Raw genomic sequence first — 16471 nt, 5'->3', positions numbered from 1 at the left:
AAAAAGTTTGATTATTTTTATAATCCTTCCCCCCCCATTAAAATGCTCGATTGCGGAAAAGCAACAATATTATTAAAGGTGCTCTGAAACTTCCCTCTTAAATATCTATATTAATAATCTTTCAGTTCAATCTCATTGGAAGCTTTCACTATCATTTTCGTAATCAGCTTAAACATTGCACTCATAAGGATGGGTATACGTAACATTAAATTACGAAGCAAGATTTTGGATTTTGAGCTTTCGATCATGCCTCCAGCAGCTGTTAGCCCTATTTTTTGATTTTTCTCAACAAAATTTCTCATCTCTTTTTCATAGGCAACAAAGGCGCAGTCATAATTGCCATGCGCAGCTTTCAGTTCCCCAGCTAGTACATAAGCTCCGACAAGTGCGAGACTAGAGCCTTGACCCGAAAGTGGTGATGGGCCATACGCCGCATCACCTACCAATGTAATCCGCCCCTTTGACCATGTCGGCATATGAATCTGGCAAATCTCATCAAAGTAAAAATCTGTCGCCTCTTTCATAGCTTTGAGTAGATGCGGAGTTTCCCAACCCGTATCATCTTGGAAAGCATTGTCTACAAGTTTCTTTTGGGCTTCCACATCATAGCGATCGTACTTCAGTGCCTCTGATTTGAACACGAACATACCCTTTGCTTCAGTATTATCACGGGCACTCATACCTACAGTTTTACCTGGCATCGTATAAATCAGCTGGCGGCGGTCGAGGTTAAGGTAATTCTCTAGGGTAAAAATCGAGATATAACAGCCAAGAGTACGTTTAAATTGTTCTCTGTCACCAAAAATTAAGGTGCGCACATTGGAATGGAGCCCGTCCGCACCGATGACCAGATCGAATGTCTGCGGCTTGCTACGAATAAATTGGACTTCTTCACCTGCTTCAGTCTCATGTATAGCGGTAATCGAATCGTCCCAAATATATTCGACCGTATCCTTGGTCAAGTCGTACAAAATATTACTAAGGTCCTCGCGCATGATTTCGATATCTAGCCCCTGCTGATTCCCCATACTCGCTTCGCTTATTTTACCTTCGATTTTGCCTTTGCTATTCACGAAGTAAACACCAGTCATGTGCGTGTCAGCTGCACGAACTTGATCGAGTATCCCCATCCGCTTAAGCACCGTAATGGCTACACCACGAATATCAACACCATATCCACCTGGGCGCAATGCGGGCGCACGTTCTACCACAGTCACATCGAAGCCGTAGCGGTGAAGCCAGTAAGCTAATGCCGGCCCAGCAATGCTCGCACCGGAAATAAGGACACGCATCGTTTGTTCACTCCTATCCTAATTAAAGTCATACAACATATCCACAGTATATTCACGGCCTATTTTATTTATGTAAAGCAGGAAAATAGTAGAAATCTAATTATTTAACAAAACGGCGGAATATGAAATTTTGAATAAACTATTCAAAATTTCATAATGGGACAACATTTTAAACAATGAAGGGCTTACAAAATTCAAGCATGACGCGAATTGTATAATTGGTATGGTACTTGCAATAGAGAAGAGTGAATGAAATCGCCCGAAAAAAAGACTGAATTTTCAGTCTAAAGGGAAAGGAAAGAAACAAGCTAGGAGCGTATACAACGTACAGGAAAATCGGAAGGAGGCTTTTTATGCAAACAAAAATCGAACAGGAAACGAATAACGTGCAGCAATATTACTACAAGCAAGAATTAAAGAGGTCTTTAAAGTTTTTTAGCTCTTTTGCAGTCGCGTTTTCATTTATGTCCATCACAACGGGCATTTTCACAAATTTTGGTTTTGTTTTAAACAATGCGGGGCCCGCAGGTATTTGGACATGGCCAATCGTATTAGCAGGCCACTTACTTGTCGCTCTTGTTATTGCCGAATTGGCAGGAAGAATGCCACTCAGCGGTTACTCGTACCAATGGGTGACGCGGCTGGCAAATCAAGGATTAGGGTGGTTTTCCGGCTGGCTCGGATTTTGCTTTTTTGTCATTGTCATTCCTGCCGTCGATTTCGGCCTGTCTCCACTCATTGCTGATGCATTCGGCTGGAATATCGGAGGAAAAACCCTTTTGTATATTACACTCGCAACCCTACTGCTACAGGCTGTCCTCAACATTTTTGGCGTAAAACTTGCTTCTCGTCTCAATGACATTGCAGTATATACCGAGGTGATCGGTCTGGTGGGCATTCTTGTTATTCTTGCTGTTGTTGCGCTATTCACAACTCCGAATTGGGATATGCTAACAAATATTGGCGAGCAGAAAAGCGGCACGTACCTTGGCAGCTTTGTGATTGCTATGCTAATGGGATCGTGGACCATGGTCGGCTTTGAAGCCGCAGCGAACCTTTCGGAAGAAACAATTGATGCGAGTAAAAATGTACCACGTGCTGTATTTTTCGCGTTACTGATTGGTGGTATCATTGGGTTTGCTTTTCTTTTTACTGTTACAATTTCCATTACGGATTTAACCGGTGTGACAGCTTCTGCCAACCCACTTCCGCTTATTATTAAAACAAAGCTCGGCCAATTCATTGGCACTTTGTTTATGCTTCTTGTCATCATTTCCATTTTTGCATGCGGATTAATCGGAATGGCTTCCGCTTCCCGGGTTATTTATGCGATGGCGCGGGACGATGTATTTTTTGCTTCACGTTATTTTAAAAAGGTAAACCCAGGAACATCCGTACCGGTAAATGCAATTTTGCTTGTATTAGTTCTCGATATTATAGCGATCCTATTCTCTGATTCTTTAACTTTACTAGTCGGATCAACATCAGTTGTTCTTACCGCTTTATACTTCATAACAGTTTTGGCTTACTATTTGCGTAGAAAAGACTTGCCTGATGCGGAGACGTTCAATTTAGGGAAATGGAGAGCACCTGTCACGTATGGCGCTTTAATATGGCTCGTGTTCGAAATGGGGGTATTGACTATCCCTGATATGTTTCATGGAGTGGCAATTGTAGGCGGAACACTATTTGCAACGGGGGCCCTTGTATATTTTGTGTTGTTCCGAAGCAAGATTAAAGCAGGAAAAATCGGGATTCAAAATACAAGCATTGATGAAGGACACTCGTGAGCAATCCCATGAAGTGAACCCTGAAAATGGACAAACATCAAAACACTGAAATTACCTGTTCGCTATATTCTTTCGTGGACAGGTAATTTCATTTTTCTTGAACTCGTACACAATTAATTGTAGTAATTAAATGTTTACCCCAGATTTAAGTGTCGGTTTTATAAAAAAGTTTGATCATTTCTTATAAATACTTTTTTATTAGCCTTTTGATACTCTTTTATCACACAAAAATAAGCTTCTATTTAAAGAAGCTTTCCCTTCTTCATATTCATATTCATCTTCATCCTTTCATAATTCTACCTGTGCAAAAAGCTCCACTGCATAGGGGTTTTCTTTAACTAGCGGTCCGTTCACACATCGGTTCAAATTCACTTTATATTACAATTCCCTGAAAAATGCTACTAACTTTAAGAAACTATATTTCTAATGAATGTTGAAAATAAAAGCAGAAGATACATATTCGAGCCTTAAAAATCATATTTAGTAACGATTGATGGAAATTAAATTTTGGGGGCTATAATAATGAATGAAAAACATCATAAACAGAGGCAAACCTTATCTGAGGAAAGCCATTATGAGAATCGAAGCCTCTCCAATGAGCCCGCTAAACTTCATTCCCAGACAATTGGCTCTGGGGGACCTGTACTGGAACAAGATGGTGTACTACACGAAACTTTACAAGAATTTATTCATGAAAAGATTTTAGAAAGACCTGTTCATGCAAAAGGATTTGGTGCATTTGGTTATTTTCAAACGATATATTCGATGTCCGAACATACAAAACTGAGCTTTTTACAAAACCCTAATCAGAAAGTTCCTGTTATGGTTCGCTTTTCGTTAGCTGTCGGTACGAAAGGAACACCTGATACATCTAGAAATGTACGTGGTTTTGCTACAAAGTTTTATACAGAAGAAGGCGCTTTTGACCTTTTATGTAATCACATTCCTGTCTTTTCTGTTCGTGATGCGATACGATTTCCGGAATTTATTAAAGCATTCTCACCTTCACCAAAAAATAATTTAATTGATCCTGATAGGTCTTGGAGCTTTGTAGCAAGAGCTCCTGAATCGATTCATTTTGTTATACGTTTATACTCTGATGCTGGTACGGTAAAAAGTCTTCGCCGCATTCCAGGACATAGTGTAAATACATATGTTTGGAGAAACGCTCAAGGTATTAGAAAGTACGTTAAATACCATTGGTACCCATTTGAAGGTGTACAATACATTGATCGCGAAGAAGCAAATAGATTAGCCGCTGAAAACCCTGATTACACTGGCAAAGATTTATACGATGCGATTGCGGGTGGTAAACCGGTGGTATATGGCTTATATGTCCAGCTCATGGATCCAAAGGATGAAGCAAATCTTTCTTATGATCCTTTAGACGCTACAAAAGTATGGGATGAAAAAGAGTATCCCCTAATACCAGTAGGCAAAATGATATTAAATATAAATCCTGATAATTATATGGAACAAGTAGAAAAAGTCGCCTTCTCCGTTTCTAATTTACTAGACGGCGCAGAATTATCTGATGATAAAATACTGCAGGGCCGTGCCAATATTTATAGTGATTCTCAAAGAAGAAGAATTGGAGCTGAATTTCGTAAATTACCGATTAACCAACAGCAAAATTGGACGCCAGCTAATCAAATTACAAGTGGTGATGGAAGATACGTTGAAGGCAAACTAGAAAGAACTTCTATAACAAAGCAAGACGACTTTGGGCAGGCTGGTGAATTCTATACGAGGTTAACCCAAATAGAAAAAGAACATCTTGTCGAAAATTTAGCTAGTGATTTGAAGGTTATATCTGATGATATTAGAAAGAAAGTTATGGAGTATTTCAATAAAGTATCATCTGACTTAGCAAAGAGAATTGAGACTGAAATGAAAAAGTGATAAGAAGATTAAAAAACGTCATTTTTACGATTAAAATGACGTTTTTTTTATCATGCGTTTTTTGATAAGGGGTGATGTATTATTTCCGCCAAAAATTCGTATATTCTGCTTTATCCTGAATATTAAATTCAATCATTTTCTCAAGCAATTCGTAATTTACCGGCTCACTCCACGGAATTCGAAACAAGCCTTTTGTAGCGCTGTAGCCAGCTTGGGCAATGTCATCAGCAAAGTGCGCAATGCCTACTTCTTCGGGTGAAATACTCAAATGATGCTTCGTTGTGGAAAAGCCGATGATAAATGTGCCGTGATCGGTAAACATTGGCGTATTCCACTTGATTTGTGGTTCCAAATTTGGGAATTTATTAGCAACCCACGCCAAAATTCCCTCTGTTCGGCCCTGGTGGTCGGGGTTATCGATACCCGTTAAATATTTTGCAAAAACTTCCATTTCTTCCTCCTTCGGTATTATGCTATTGCCGCCAAAAATTCGAATTCTCAGCCTTGTCCTTGATATTCAATTCAATTATCTTCTCTAGCAATTCGTAATTAACTGGTTCAGTCCATTGAATTCAGAACAAGCGTGAAGAAGCGCTGTAGCCAGCCAGGGCGACTTCATAGGCAAAATGCACCATTGTCTCTTCTTCGGGTACAATTTTCAATCATTTAAGGAATGCTCATTAATATCGCATGCAATTACTGAAGCACCTTCACTTAAGCACTGTTTAACAATTTCTTTTCCAGTTCCAGAAGCTGCACCTGTTATTATTTTTTTCTCCGTTCCAATTCTATATAACCTCAAATACTACTATGAAACCAATTGTAACATGATCCTAACCCCTTTACTTTTTAAATTAACGCGCCCTAAACATAAAGAAAGATCACACAATGCTTATTGAAGAATTGCGCCCTTTAATTGAATAACAGAGGAGTTTCTATTAGCTAGTTTAGTTGAAAAAGGAAAATCACTATTTGGAAAAATTTTAAAAAATAAAATGTATATATTTTTAAAGCGTGTTACATTACGAAATGTAACAAACAAATATAAATAAAGAAAGGAAGAAAGAAACTATGAAATTTAAAGTCGAAACACTTCCAAACTATCGCATCGCTTATGTACGACGAGTTGGTCCATATGGTCCTGCAAATATTGATGTAATGGGGAAGTTAAAAGAATGGGCTAAGGAGAAGAATCTTCTTAAATCTGCAATTCTACTTGCAATTCCACAAGATAACCCTGAAACAACACTTCCTGAAAACTGTAGGTTTGATGCTTGTATTGTGATTTCAAAAGATTATCAAATCGATGATTCAATTTGTGAAAGTGAACTTTCTGGTGGAAAACACCTTATTTTCGAGGTCAAGCATACAGCAGAAGATATTCAAAAAGCGTATGCTGATATTTTTCCAGCTCTACAAAGCAATGGATATCAAATTGATAACAGGCCCATTTTGGAAAGGTACACTGGTGATATGATTAACAATCCTTATTGCGAAATATGTGTGCCTGTAGTTTGATTAGCTTTTTTACTTGTTTGATACTTCATCATTAACAAAAAGTAAGAAATAAAAAAAGAAGAACAAGTGGCTTATCTTCTTGTTCTTCTTTCATTAACTTGCCTATTGTTAAAGTGTAACCCTTCATAATATCATCCTGAATAATCCAATTCACTTATTGTGCAACAATATGGCCCGATTGCGGAACAAAAAAAGTCCTGCATATCATACAGGACTTTTAATCAAACTTTATTCCAAATCTATAAAACTCTTACTCAACAGTAACTGACTTAGCTAGATTACGAGGCTTATCAACGTCACACTCACGGTGAAGTGCTGCATAGTATGCAATTAACTGTAATGGAATAACTGCTACAAGCGGTGCTAGTGCTTCGTGTACGGCTGGTACGATGAAGCGGTCGCCTTCCATTTCTAAGCCTTTCATTGCGATGATGCAAGGGTTTGCTCCGCGTGCTACTACTTCTTTTACATTGCCGCGAATACCTAAGTTTACGTGCTCTTGTGTAGCAAGTGCGATAACTGGTGTACCTTTTTCAATTAGCGCGATTGTACCGTGTTTTAACTCTCCGCCAGCAAAGCCTTCTGCTTGGATGTAAGAGATTTCTTTTAGCTTCAATGCGCCTTCTAAACCAACATAGAAATCAACGCCGCGGCCAATGAAGAAACAGTTGCGTGTTGTTGCTAAGTATTCTTTTGCAATTGCATCCATTTCATCTTTTTGATCGCAAAGTACTTCCATTGCGTTTGCAACAAGACCAAGTTCTTGGATTAAATCAAAATCAACTGCTAGGCCTTTTGCTTTTGTAATATCAGCTGCTAAAATCGCTAGTACTGCAAGCTGTGCTGTATATGCTTTTGTAGAAGCTACTGCGATTTCTGGGCCAGCATATAATGGTAATGTGTAATCAGCTTCACGAGACAGCGTAGAGCCTGGTACGTTTGTAATCGTTAATGCCTTATATCCCATTTCATTTGTTTGTACAAGTACTGCACGGCTATCTGCAGTTTCACCACTTTGTGAAATGTAGATAAAGAATGGGTTTTCTGTTAATAATGGCATGTTGTAAGAAAATTCACTCGCTACATGTACTTCTACTGGTACTTTTGCAAAACTCTCAATGAATTGTTTTCCAACAAGACCCGCATGATAACTCGTTCCACATGCGATGATATAGATACGATCACTTTCTAAAATCGCATCACGAATCTCTTGATCTAGTTTGATTTCGCCATCTTCATTTTGGTACTTTTGAATAATGTTACGAATTACAAGTGGTTGTTCATCAATTTCTTTTAGCATGAAATGAGGATATGTTCCTTTTTCAATGTCACTTGCATCTAATTCTGCTGTAAATGGTGCACGATCAATCGTTTCACCTTGTAAGTTTTGAATTGTAATCTTTTCTTTTGTTACAAGAACCATTTCTTTATCCATTAATTCGATAAATTGATCTGTAACTTGTAACATTGCCATTGCATCACTTGCAACAACATTAAATGTATCTCCAGTTCCCACTAATAGCGGGCTTTTGTTTTTAGCAACATAAATCATGTCTGGGTTTTCTGCATCAAGTAATGCCAATGCATATGAACCATGTAATAGTGTTAACGTTTTACGGAATGCTTCTTCTACCGTCAAACCTGTTTTCACTTGCTTTTCCATAAGCTGAACGATTATTTCTGTATCTGTTTCACTTACAAAGTTCACATCTTGAAGATATTCATTCTTTAATAGCTCATAGTTTTCAATTACACCATTATGCACAAGGGTAAAGCGCTCTGAAGCACTTTGATGTGGATGTGCGTTCACCTGACTTGGTACACCATGAGTTGCCCAACGTGTATGACCGATTCCCACGTTAGCTGCAACATTTTCATCCACGATTTCGCGAAGCTTTGCAATACGACCTTTTTCTTTAAATACAACAACACCATTTGTTGCTTGTACTGCAATACCAGCTGAATCATATCCACGGTATTCTAGCTTCTCTAAACCTTTTAATAAAATTTCCTTTGCATCTTGTTCACCAATAAATCCTACGATTCCACACATGTTTTGTCGCCGTTACAACATACTTATGTTCTCACATAAACATGTAACGACATAGTCCGATCCTTATTATTCATATACAAAAAACGGATTTTACATATCGCTAGCTTTGTAAGCTTGTAACGGCTTTCACCTTCCTCTCATTTTGGTTTCAGTCCGTATACTTATACTGCTAGTGTAATCCGTTCCTCTTCTCTCATCACACTCTCACCTTTGTCCATAGAGTCACCTCAATGCTTTAAGTAAAAGTTTTCGGTTGTGATGAACAACCGGGAGCCATCCGCCGAAATCTCGATAAACTCCTCCTCGTCAACTACGTCTTAGGTAGTTCTGGCGCTTCTTACTTCAATCTATTTTGCTGAGAAAAAGAACAAAATCATCTTATAACAAATGGAATAAAGCGTCAATGAAATTTTTTCATTGCAGATAAAAATTATATGCAAAAGGAGCACAAAGTGTGCCCCTTTTGCATATAAAATTCCGCTGTTATTCAGCTCCAACTTCTGCCTTCACAACTTCTACAATACGATTTACATATTGATTACAAAGCTCCTGTGTTGGCGCTTCTGCCATGACACGAATTAATGGCTCTGTACCAGAAGGACGAACAAGAATACGGCCATCGCCATTCATTTCTTCTTCTACAACATGAATGATTTCTTTAATTTTTTCATTTTCTAATGCTTGTTTTTTATCTGTTACACGAACATTCACAAGTAATTGCGGGAATTTTGTCATTTCACTTGCAAGCTCAGATAATGATTTTTTCGTCATTTTCATAATGTTTACAAGTTGAAGTGCACTTAACATTCCATCGCCAGTTGTAATGTAATCCAAGAAAATAATATGACCGGATTGTTCACCACCGAGGTTATAGCCACCACGTTTCATTTCTTCCATTACATAACGGTCACCAACAGCTGTTTGATCACTTGTAATACCATTTGCTTCTACAGCTTTGTAAAAGCCTAAATTACTCATAACTGTTGAAACAACCGTATTATGTTTTAACTTTCCAGATTCGCTCATATACTTCGCACAAATGTACATAATTTGATCGCCATCTACAATATTTCCTTTTTCGTCAACAGCAATTAAACGGTCACCGTCTCCGTCAAATGCTAGACCGATATCAGCACCTTTTTCTTTCACAAACTCTGCTAATACTTCAGGGTGCGTAGAACCTACGCCCTCGTTAATATTCATACCATTTGGCGCTGTTCCCATTGTGGAAATATCCGCTTCTAAATCAGCAAATAAATACGGTGCTAAGGAAGATGTCGCACCGTGCGCACAATCTAATGCGATATGTAAGCCCGCAAAATCTTCATCTACAGTTTGTTTAATGTACTGTAAGTATTTTTGTCCGCCCTCAAAGTAGTCGTTTACTTGACCTAATGCTGTCCCCACAGGACGTGGAAGCTCGTCTACTTCTTTATCTAATAATGCTTCGATTTCTTCCTCTTGCTCGTCTGTTAATTTAAAGCCGTCTGGGCCAAAGAACTTAATTCCATTATCCTGTACAGGGTTATGAGATGCAGAAATCATTACACCAGCTTGCGCATCTAATGCTTTCGTTAAATAGGCAACCCCAGGAGTAGAAATGACACCAAGGCGCATTACTTCCGCTCCAATTGATAATAATCCAGCTACTAAAGCACCTTCTAACATATGACCAGACACACGTGTATCACGACCGATAATGACTTTTGGACGCTCTGTATTCTTTGTTAATACGTAGCCGCCAAATCGACCAATTTTAAATGCTAATTCAGGCGTTAATTCTTTATTCGCAATACCGCGTACGCCATCAGTACCAAAATATTTTCCCATTACTATTCGCTCCTTCTTTCTTGCTCATTTCCTTTATCCGGCTTCTGCTCCGGTTGACCTTGTACTTCTTTTCCCGCTTCTTCTTTCTTCTTTGCAAGTTCTACCTTCGCATTTTTTTGTTTTAATTCTAATGTGACATTATCGGGACCAGTAATTTGAATTGGAACATCGGGTGTTCCTACATCCATATTTCCTAAATTAATTGATGCTTTAATCTGTGCTGCATCTACTTTTGCTACAGCACTTGCATCCCCAAAAATATCAACACTGATTTTCCCATTTGCCGGGTCTAAAAGTTTCATTGTTAATAAATCCGATAACCCATTTACCTGTAAAGGAATACCGTCTATTGTTTTGCTCTGTTGCTTTTGTACTTCAACCGTTACCTTTACTTGGCTAGGTTCTGCTTTTGTAACACCTTTAGGTAAAGAAACAGAGGCATCGAAGGTTGTAGACTCTGTAATTTTACTTAAGTCTACTTCGACGCCATCAAGAGATGTAATATTATCAAGTACTTCTTTTGAACCATAAATCGTTACTTCACTTGGTTCAACTTTTATATTCGTTACAGTTACACCTTCTTGTAAGCTCCCCTTTTTTGTTACACCTAAGGAAACTGTTTTTTCAGGTGTTGAAACTGGTATAGTGACATTGACAGTAGAAGAACCTGTTTTCAAATCCAAACGATTCCCATCTTTATCATACAATACAATTTTCGCTTCTTTTGTGACTGTTTTATTAACACCTTTCAAATCAACATACGCTCGCACAAGTGCAATTCGCGAAAGCTCTTCCTCTGTACCGGCTACTTCAACCGTACTTGGCTTTACAGTAGGTTTGTCTACACTCGTTCCTGCCTGTAGTTGATTTTCATTTAAATACTTCACTTCTACAGGAAAAGATTTTACTTCTTTCTTTTGAATTGTAACTTTTATTTTCGCTGGCTGAACCTTCAAATGCAAATTGCTCGGAACACCACTATATTTTAAAGGAATCTCATATGTCCCCGGTGTATACCCTCGCAAATTGATAAACACCTCATACTGTCGTTTCACTTTAGCTGCAGCTACAACATTATTTTGTCCTTCAAGAGTAACTGTTACATTTTCCGGAATACCGCTTACAATATACTTATCCTCGTCATAGTAAGCAGATACAGGAACTCCTGATATTGTTTCTGTTGTATCTCCTACCGGAAAAGGCGATGGATTAAAATTACCTGATACATTTTTATCTAGGTTTGTTGACATGTAGAGCATAATTGCCAACAATAATGAAATTCCCCGTAAAAACCAATGGTTATCCATTAACTTATCCATGACGTTTTCTCCTCCAATTCCATAAAGATGAAGAAGATTCTTTTATATTTCCACTTAGCTCTTTTATAAGCATTTCCTTTAATTGTTCACTTTTCAAATCACGATGTAACTCACCATTTTTTGTTAAGGAAATTTGCCCCGTTTCTTCTGACACAACAATTGTCAAACTGTCTGTTACTTCACTTACTCCCATCGCTGCCCGGTGACGCGTTCCTAATTCTTTAGAAATAAACGGGCTTTCTGATAATGGCAAGTAACAACCAGCTGCTTTAATACTATTTCCTTGCATAATGACTGCCCCATCATGAAGAGGCGTATTCGGTATAAAGATATTAATTAATAGCTCTGAGGAAATATTTGCATTTAGTGGGATTCCTGTTTCAATGTAATCTCCCATACCAGTCTCTCTAGCCATTGTAATAAGTGCACCAATGCGACGTTTCCCCATATATTCTGTTGCCTTTACAACAGCATTGACGACAGACTCCTGTTCATCTTCCTCTTGGTTACCTCCACGTGAAAATAAACTTCCCCGTCCAAGTTGCTCAAGGGCACGTCTTAACTCTGGTTGAAAAATGATAATAATCGCTAAAAATCCCCAAGTTAACGCTTGATCCATAAGCCATTGCAAGGTATGCAATTCAAAAACATAACTTAAAATGCGAACAATAATAATTACTGTAATCCCTTTCAAAAGTTGTACAGCTTTTGTACCACGGATTACAAGAATCAATTTATATATAACAAACCACACAAGGGCGATATCTACTATAGTGCTGAGATATTTCAAAAGAACATTCATATCTCCAAAAGGCATTCTGACCCTTCCTCCATCTATATGTAATTTACAACAACTAGGTTAATTATAACATACATTATATGAACCACAATTTCAAACCTCCTTCCTAAACCTAACATACAATCGTTAGATATCAGACTTTAAAAAGGGGTTATTAACATTATTTGTTGCTATACCTCTATTTTAAAATAAAAAAAGCAGCATTTCAGCTGCTTTTTAAAATTATTTCAACTTTTCACCAAATAAAGATCCCATTAATGCAACGGCTGCAATTGCAGTTTTATTTTTCTCATCTAAAATTGGATTTACTTCCACAAACTCAGCAGATGTAATCATACCTGATTCAGCAAGCATTTCCATTGCCAAGTGGCTTTCACGATATGATAATCCACCCATAACCGGCGTGCCCACGCCAGGTGCATCATGCGGATCAAGACCGTCTAAGTCTAAAGATAAATGTACGCCATCTGTATGTGATAAGTATGCAATTGTTTCTTCCATAACTGCCGTCATTCCCATACGATCAATTTCATGCATAGTGAAAACTTTAATGCCCTCTTTCTGAATAAGTTCTTTCTCTCCCTCATCTAAAGAACGAGCACCAATAATAACCACATTTTCTTTTTTCACTTTCGGATACTCACCGTATAAATTAACAAGTGATGAATGACCATGTCCTAAACTTGCAGCTAATGACATGCCATGAATATTACCAGACGGAGAAGTTTCTTCTGTATTTAAATCCCCATGCGCATCATACCAAATAACGCCAAGATTTTTATAATGTTTTGCAACTCCAGCAAGTGTTCCAATTGCAATGCTATGATCCCCGCCCAATACAAGTGGGAAACTTTTTTTCTCAATAATGTTATCAACTTTACCTGCTAGTTCGTGACATACTTTTACAACTTGTTCAAGATTTTTTAACTTTTCATTTTCATTTATTTGAAATTCTCTTTCAATACATATATCCCCTAAATCTTCCACGTTATATCCTATATTTTGAATTCTCTCAACAACTCCAGCATAACGAATTGCACTCGCTCCCATATCAACACCGCGGCGCGTTTGTCCTAAATCCATTGGTACTCCCACAATTGAAATTTCTTTCTTCATAGATGATCTCCCCCTTTTATGCTTTCACTAAATATTTTAAATCTTTTCTATTGTCTGACTCAACTTAACATTTTTTTGTATTTATATACACTTAATGCAATATAAAGAAGCGATAAAATCAGATTTTTCCGTTAAAATATGCATAAAAAAAAAACATCTCTTACGAATAGAGATGTTTTTTTAATCCAAGTTTCCATACAGCTGCAATATTTCGTGCTGTAATATAAATATTTTCTTTTCCCATTTCATACGCTTCTTCTAATGTCATTACTCCTGAAACAATGCTAAATACAGCATCAATACCTTCTTCATAAACAGGAGTATGATTCGAATGAACAGCTCCAGCAATTGCAATAACAGGAAGATTATGCTCTTTAGCACGTTTTGCTACTCCTATGGGTGCTTTCCCATACACTGTCTGTCCATCAATTCTTCCTTCTCCCGTAATCACTAAATCCGCATCTTGCAAATGAGCATTAAAATTCGTGTAATCAAGTACAATATCAATACCCTTTCTAAGGGTACCATGTAAAAAGGCAACGATAGCCGCTCCAAGTCCGCCCGCAGCACCTGCTCCTGGAATAAATTCAATATCAATATGAAGAGTTTGTTTGATTAATTGAGCATAATGCTTCAAATTACAATCTAACCTCTCTATCACCTCGTCTGTGGCACCTTTTTGTCTTCCAAATACAAACGATGCTCCTGTTCCTCCTGTTAACGGATTCGCAACGTCACAAGCTGCTTCAATTTTAACCTTCTTTAAACGAGAATCCAGCTGTGATATATCAAAAGAAGTAATAGAATCTAAATTCCCACCATTCGGCTCTATCACACGATTGTCACTATCAAAAAAACGCACACCTAAAGTAGATAACATTCCTGCTCCTCCATCATTTGTAGCACTTCCTCCAAGCCCTAAAACAATATGATGAACTCCTTGTTCTAGCGCATGTAAAATGAGTTCCCCTGTTCCCCTTGTTGTCGTGAGAAGTGGATTTCTTTTATCAAGTGGAACATGCTGTAAACCAGAGGCTGCAGCCATTTCAATAAAGGCAGTCCGTTTATCTGAGGAGAGACCGTAAAATCCTTCTACTAAATCTCCTAACGGACCTGTAACAGGAATATTCACGATTTTTCCCTGTGTTGCATCAACAAGAGCTTGTACTGTCCCTTCCCCACCATCTGCAATAGGAATTTTTACATACTCTGCTTCAGGACATATAGAGCGAAATCCTTTCTCTACTGCTTCACATACTTCTAATGCAGTTAAACTTTCTTTATAAGAATCAGACGCAATGATAATCTTCACATGAAACAACTCCCTTTCACTATATGAAAAACCATTAAACATTTCACAAGATATATCTCACTCTAATTTATCGAAAAATTGACAAGAAAGCTCTATCTCTAAAATGAGTAAGATAGTGGAATAGAGTAAAACTTCCATTATTAGATATTCATTCTCCAATAATGGAAGGCTCTAAGTTATCTTCTTTAACTTCTCAAAATCCTGAAATGAGAAGCTTACTGTATATGAGTAGATGGGTGGATAAAGTGCAACTTCCATCAGTAGAGGTTTTCTCCATCCCCACTAATGGAAAGCTCTTACCAATCGGGTGCGTGCCAGCAGTGATCCTCCACCTAGCTTCTTCGATTCTCCCTCAATCTTGAGGTGGGGGTCTTACTGCCCGCGAATAGCGGGATAAACAAAAAAGCTTGAAATCCAGTATTGGACTTCAAGCTTTTCCTTTATGTGTATGGAGCCTAGCGGGATCGAACCGCTGACCTCCTGCGTGCAAGGCAGGCGCTCTCCCAGCTGAGCTAAGGCCCCGAAGTAACAAAGCGGAAGACGGGATTCGAACCCGCGACCCCAACCTTGGCAAGGTTGTATTCTACCACTGAACTACTTCCGCAAAAATGGTGAGCCATGAAGGACTCGAACCTTCGACCCTCTGATTAAAAGTCAGATGCTCTACCAACTGAGCTAATGGCTCGTAAATGGCTGGGCTAGCTGGATTCGAACCAGCGCATGACGGAGTCAAAGTCCGTTGCCTTACCGCTTGGCTATAGCCCATTAATATTTACTAGTATGCTTGTCTCACCAAAAAAATAAACCTTTGTAAGGTTAATTTTTTAAAAAATGGTGGAGGGGGGCAGATTCGAACTGCCGAACCCGAAGGAGCGGATTTACAGTCCGCCGCGTTTAGCCACTTCGCTACCCCTCCGACATTAAAAAATTATGGTGGAGGATGACGGGATCGAACCGCCGACCCCCTGCTTGTAAGGCAGGTGCTCTCCCAGCTGAGCTAATCCTCCAAAAGTGGTGACCCGTACGGGATTCGAACCCGTGTTACCGCCGTGAAAGGGCGGTGTCTTAACCACTTGACCAACGGGCCAAAAAGTTTTGATGCTTCGCGCAAGCTTCCAACCGGGCTTGAACCGGTGACCTCTTCCTTACCATGGAAGTGCTCTACCAGCTGAGCTATGGAAGCATATGGCTCCGCAGGTAGGACTCGAACCTACGACCGATCGGTTAACAGCCGATAGCTCTACCACTGAGCTACTGCGGAATAATACAAGCCTGGCAACGTCCTACTCTCACAGGGACAAAGTCCCAACTACCATCGGCGCTAGAGAGCTTAACTTCCGTGTTCGGTATGGGAACGGGTGTGACCTCTCTGCCATCATTACCAGACTTTTATTATTATAAACATTCTTTTCAGAATGTCAACAGGAATTTTTAAAAATATATTCCTTCAAAACTAGATAACATTTGCTTCATATTATATGGTTAAGTCCTCGATCTATTAGTATTCGTCAGCTCCACATGTCACCATGCTTCCACCTCG

The 16471-nt window shown here is 38.7% G+C and carries 12 protein-coding genes, 9 tRNA genes and 1 rRNA gene; 3 read left to right on the top strand and 19 right to left on the bottom strand.

The features are described from left to right. Positions 1 to 110: 110 nt before the first annotated feature. Positions 111 to 1292 (bottom strand): FAD-dependent monooxygenase, encoded by a 1182-nt coding sequence (locus WAX78_RS23620; RefSeq protein ID WP_336484481.1) that lies wholly within the window; start codon positions 1290 to 1292, stop codon positions 111 to 113. Between the two features lie 353 nt (positions 1293 to 1645). Here WAX78_RS23620 and WAX78_RS23615 point away from each other — a divergent pair, with 353 nt between their 5' ends. Both WAX78_RS23615 and WAX78_RS23610 read left to right on the top strand, forming a co-directional pair. Then, positions 1646 to 3082, top strand: coding sequence for an APC family permease (locus WAX78_RS23615; RefSeq protein WP_336484480.1), 1437 nt, complete (start codon positions 1646 to 1648; stop codon positions 3080 to 3082). A 522-nt stretch (positions 3083 to 3604) separates the two neighbouring features. Beyond that, positions 3605 to 4984 carry a catalase gene (locus WAX78_RS23610; protein WP_336484479.1) on the top strand — a complete coding sequence of 460 codons (1380 nt, stop codon included), beginning with the start codon at positions 3605 to 3607 and terminating at the stop codon, positions 4982 to 4984. 79 nt (positions 4985 to 5063) lie between these two features. Here WAX78_RS23610 and WAX78_RS23605 read toward each other — a convergent pair whose 3' ends face one another. After that, positions 5064 to 5435 (bottom strand): iron chaperone, encoded by a 372-nt coding sequence (locus WAX78_RS23605; RefSeq protein WP_336484478.1) that lies wholly within the window; start codon positions 5433 to 5435, stop codon positions 5064 to 5066. Positions 5436 to 5642: 207 nt separating this feature from the next. Beyond that, complete coding sequence (locus WAX78_RS23600) at positions 5643 to 5786, bottom strand: SDR family NAD(P)-dependent oxidoreductase (protein WP_336484477.1); 144 nt, start codon at positions 5784 to 5786, stop codon at positions 5643 to 5645. 269 nt (positions 5787 to 6055) lie between these two features. Here WAX78_RS23600 and WAX78_RS23595 point away from each other — a divergent pair, with 269 nt between their 5' ends. Further along, positions 6056 to 6502 carry an AraC family transcriptional regulator gene (locus WAX78_RS23595; RefSeq protein ID WP_336484476.1) on the top strand — a complete coding sequence of 149 codons (447 nt, stop codon included), beginning with the start codon at positions 6056 to 6058 and terminating at the stop codon, positions 6500 to 6502. Between the two features lie 250 nt (positions 6503 to 6752). Here WAX78_RS23595 and glmS read toward each other — a convergent pair whose 3' ends face one another. From glmS to rrf, 16 genes are all read right to left on the bottom strand, one after another. After that, the gene (gene glmS, locus WAX78_RS23590; RefSeq protein ID WP_336484475.1) at positions 6753 to 8555 is read right to left on the bottom strand and encodes a glutamine--fructose-6-phosphate transaminase (isomerizing); all 1803 of its coding nucleotides are present in this window, start codon (positions 8553 to 8555) and stop codon (positions 6753 to 6755) included. A 483-nt stretch (positions 8556 to 9038) separates the two neighbouring features. Then, the gene (glmM, locus tag WAX78_RS23585; protein ID WP_336484474.1) at positions 9039 to 10385 is read right to left on the bottom strand and encodes a phosphoglucosamine mutase; all 1347 of its coding nucleotides are present in this window, start codon (positions 10383 to 10385) and stop codon (positions 9039 to 9041) included. Positions 10386 to 10387: 2 nt separating this feature from the next. Continuing rightward, the gene (locus tag WAX78_RS23580) at positions 10388 to 11704 is read right to left on the bottom strand and encodes a CdaR family protein (protein ID WP_336484473.1); all 1317 of its coding nucleotides are present in this window, start codon (positions 11702 to 11704) and stop codon (positions 10388 to 10390) included. Continuing rightward, on the bottom strand, positions 11697 to 12521 hold the full coding sequence (gene cdaA, locus WAX78_RS23575; RefSeq protein ID WP_336484472.1) for a diadenylate cyclase CdaA: 825 nt from the start codon (positions 12519 to 12521) through the stop codon (positions 11697 to 11699). The genes WAX78_RS23580 and cdaA overlap by 8 nt, the downstream gene beginning before the upstream one ends. A gap of 204 nt (positions 12522 to 12725) precedes the next feature. Continuing rightward, positions 12726 to 13619, bottom strand: a complete 894-nt coding sequence (rocF, locus tag WAX78_RS23570) for an arginase (protein ID WP_336484471.1) — start codon at positions 13617 to 13619, stop codon at positions 12726 to 12728. A gap of 160 nt (positions 13620 to 13779) precedes the next feature. Then, positions 13780 to 14931, bottom strand: a complete 1152-nt coding sequence (locus tag WAX78_RS23565; RefSeq protein WP_336484470.1) for a glycerate kinase — start codon at positions 14929 to 14931, stop codon at positions 13780 to 13782. Positions 14932 to 15380: 449 nt separating this feature from the next. Then, a tRNA-Ala gene (locus tag WAX78_RS23560) sits at positions 15381 to 15453 on the bottom strand. Positions 15454 to 15463: 10 nt separating this feature from the next. Then, positions 15464 to 15535: transfer RNA gene (locus WAX78_RS23555), tRNA-Gly, on the bottom strand. A gap of 5 nt (positions 15536 to 15540) precedes the next feature. Further along, a tRNA-Lys gene (locus tag WAX78_RS23550) sits at positions 15541 to 15616 on the bottom strand. A gap of 5 nt (positions 15617 to 15621) precedes the next feature. Further along, positions 15622 to 15696: transfer RNA gene (locus tag WAX78_RS23545), tRNA-Gln, on the bottom strand. A gap of 67 nt (positions 15697 to 15763) precedes the next feature. Then, positions 15764 to 15847, bottom strand: a tRNA-Tyr gene (locus WAX78_RS23540). 15 nt (positions 15848 to 15862) lie between these two features. Then, positions 15863 to 15938, bottom strand: a tRNA-Val gene (locus tag WAX78_RS23535). A 5-nt stretch (positions 15939 to 15943) separates the two neighbouring features. Then, positions 15944 to 16018: transfer RNA gene (locus WAX78_RS23530), tRNA-Glu, on the bottom strand. A 23-nt stretch (positions 16019 to 16041) separates the two neighbouring features. Beyond that, positions 16042 to 16114: transfer RNA gene (locus WAX78_RS23525), tRNA-Thr, on the bottom strand. Between the two features lie 3 nt (positions 16115 to 16117). Further along, positions 16118 to 16192, bottom strand: a tRNA-Asn gene (locus tag WAX78_RS23520). A gap of 9 nt (positions 16193 to 16201) precedes the next feature. Continuing rightward, positions 16202 to 16317, bottom strand: a 5S ribosomal RNA gene (rrf, locus tag WAX78_RS23515). Positions 16318 to 16471: the final 154 nt, after the last annotated feature.

Source organism: Bacillus yunxiaonensis (genome assembly GCF_037104695.1).
Lineage (GTDB): Bacteria > Bacillota > Bacilli > Bacillales > Bacillaceae_G > Bacillus_A > Bacillus_A yunxiaonensis.
Note: the sequence above shows the minus strand (reverse complement) of the source record. Positions and strands in the feature narration are given on the sequence as shown.

Bases quoted from the DNA above. Each gene is read 5' to 3' on its own strand.
- WAX78_RS23620 (WP_336484481.1), bottom strand. From the start codon at position 1,292: ATGCGTGTCCTTATTTCCGGTGCGAGCATTGCTGGGCCGGCATTAGCT.
- WAX78_RS23615 (WP_336484480.1), top strand. From the start codon at position 1,646: ATGCAAACAAAAATCGAACAGGAAACGAATAACGTGCAGCAATATTAC.
- WAX78_RS23610 (WP_336484479.1), top strand. From the start codon at position 3,605: ATGAATGAAAAACATCATAAACAGAGGCAAACCTTATCTGAGGAAAGC.
- WAX78_RS23605 (WP_336484478.1), bottom strand. From the start codon at position 5,435: ATGGAAGTTTTTGCAAAATATTTAACGGGTATCGATAACCCCGACCAC.
- WAX78_RS23595 (WP_336484476.1), top strand. From the start codon at position 6,056: ATGAAATTTAAAGTCGAAACACTTCCAAACTATCGCATCGCTTATGTA.
- glmS (WP_336484475.1), bottom strand. From the start codon at position 8,555: ATGTGTGGAATCGTAGGATTTATTGGTGAACAAGATGCAAAGGAAATT.
- glmM (WP_336484474.1), bottom strand. From the start codon at position 10,385: ATGGGAAAATATTTTGGTACTGATGGCGTACGCGGTATTGCGAATAAA.
- WAX78_RS23580 (WP_336484473.1), bottom strand. From the start codon at position 11,704: ATGGATAAGTTAATGGATAACCATTGGTTTTTACGGGGAATTTCATTA.
- cdaA (WP_336484472.1), bottom strand. From the start codon at position 12,521: ATGCCTTTTGGAGATATGAATGTTCTTTTGAAATATCTCAGCACTATA.
- rocF (WP_336484471.1), bottom strand. From the start codon at position 13,619: ATGAAGAAAGAAATTTCAATTGTGGGAGTACCAATGGATTTAGGACAA.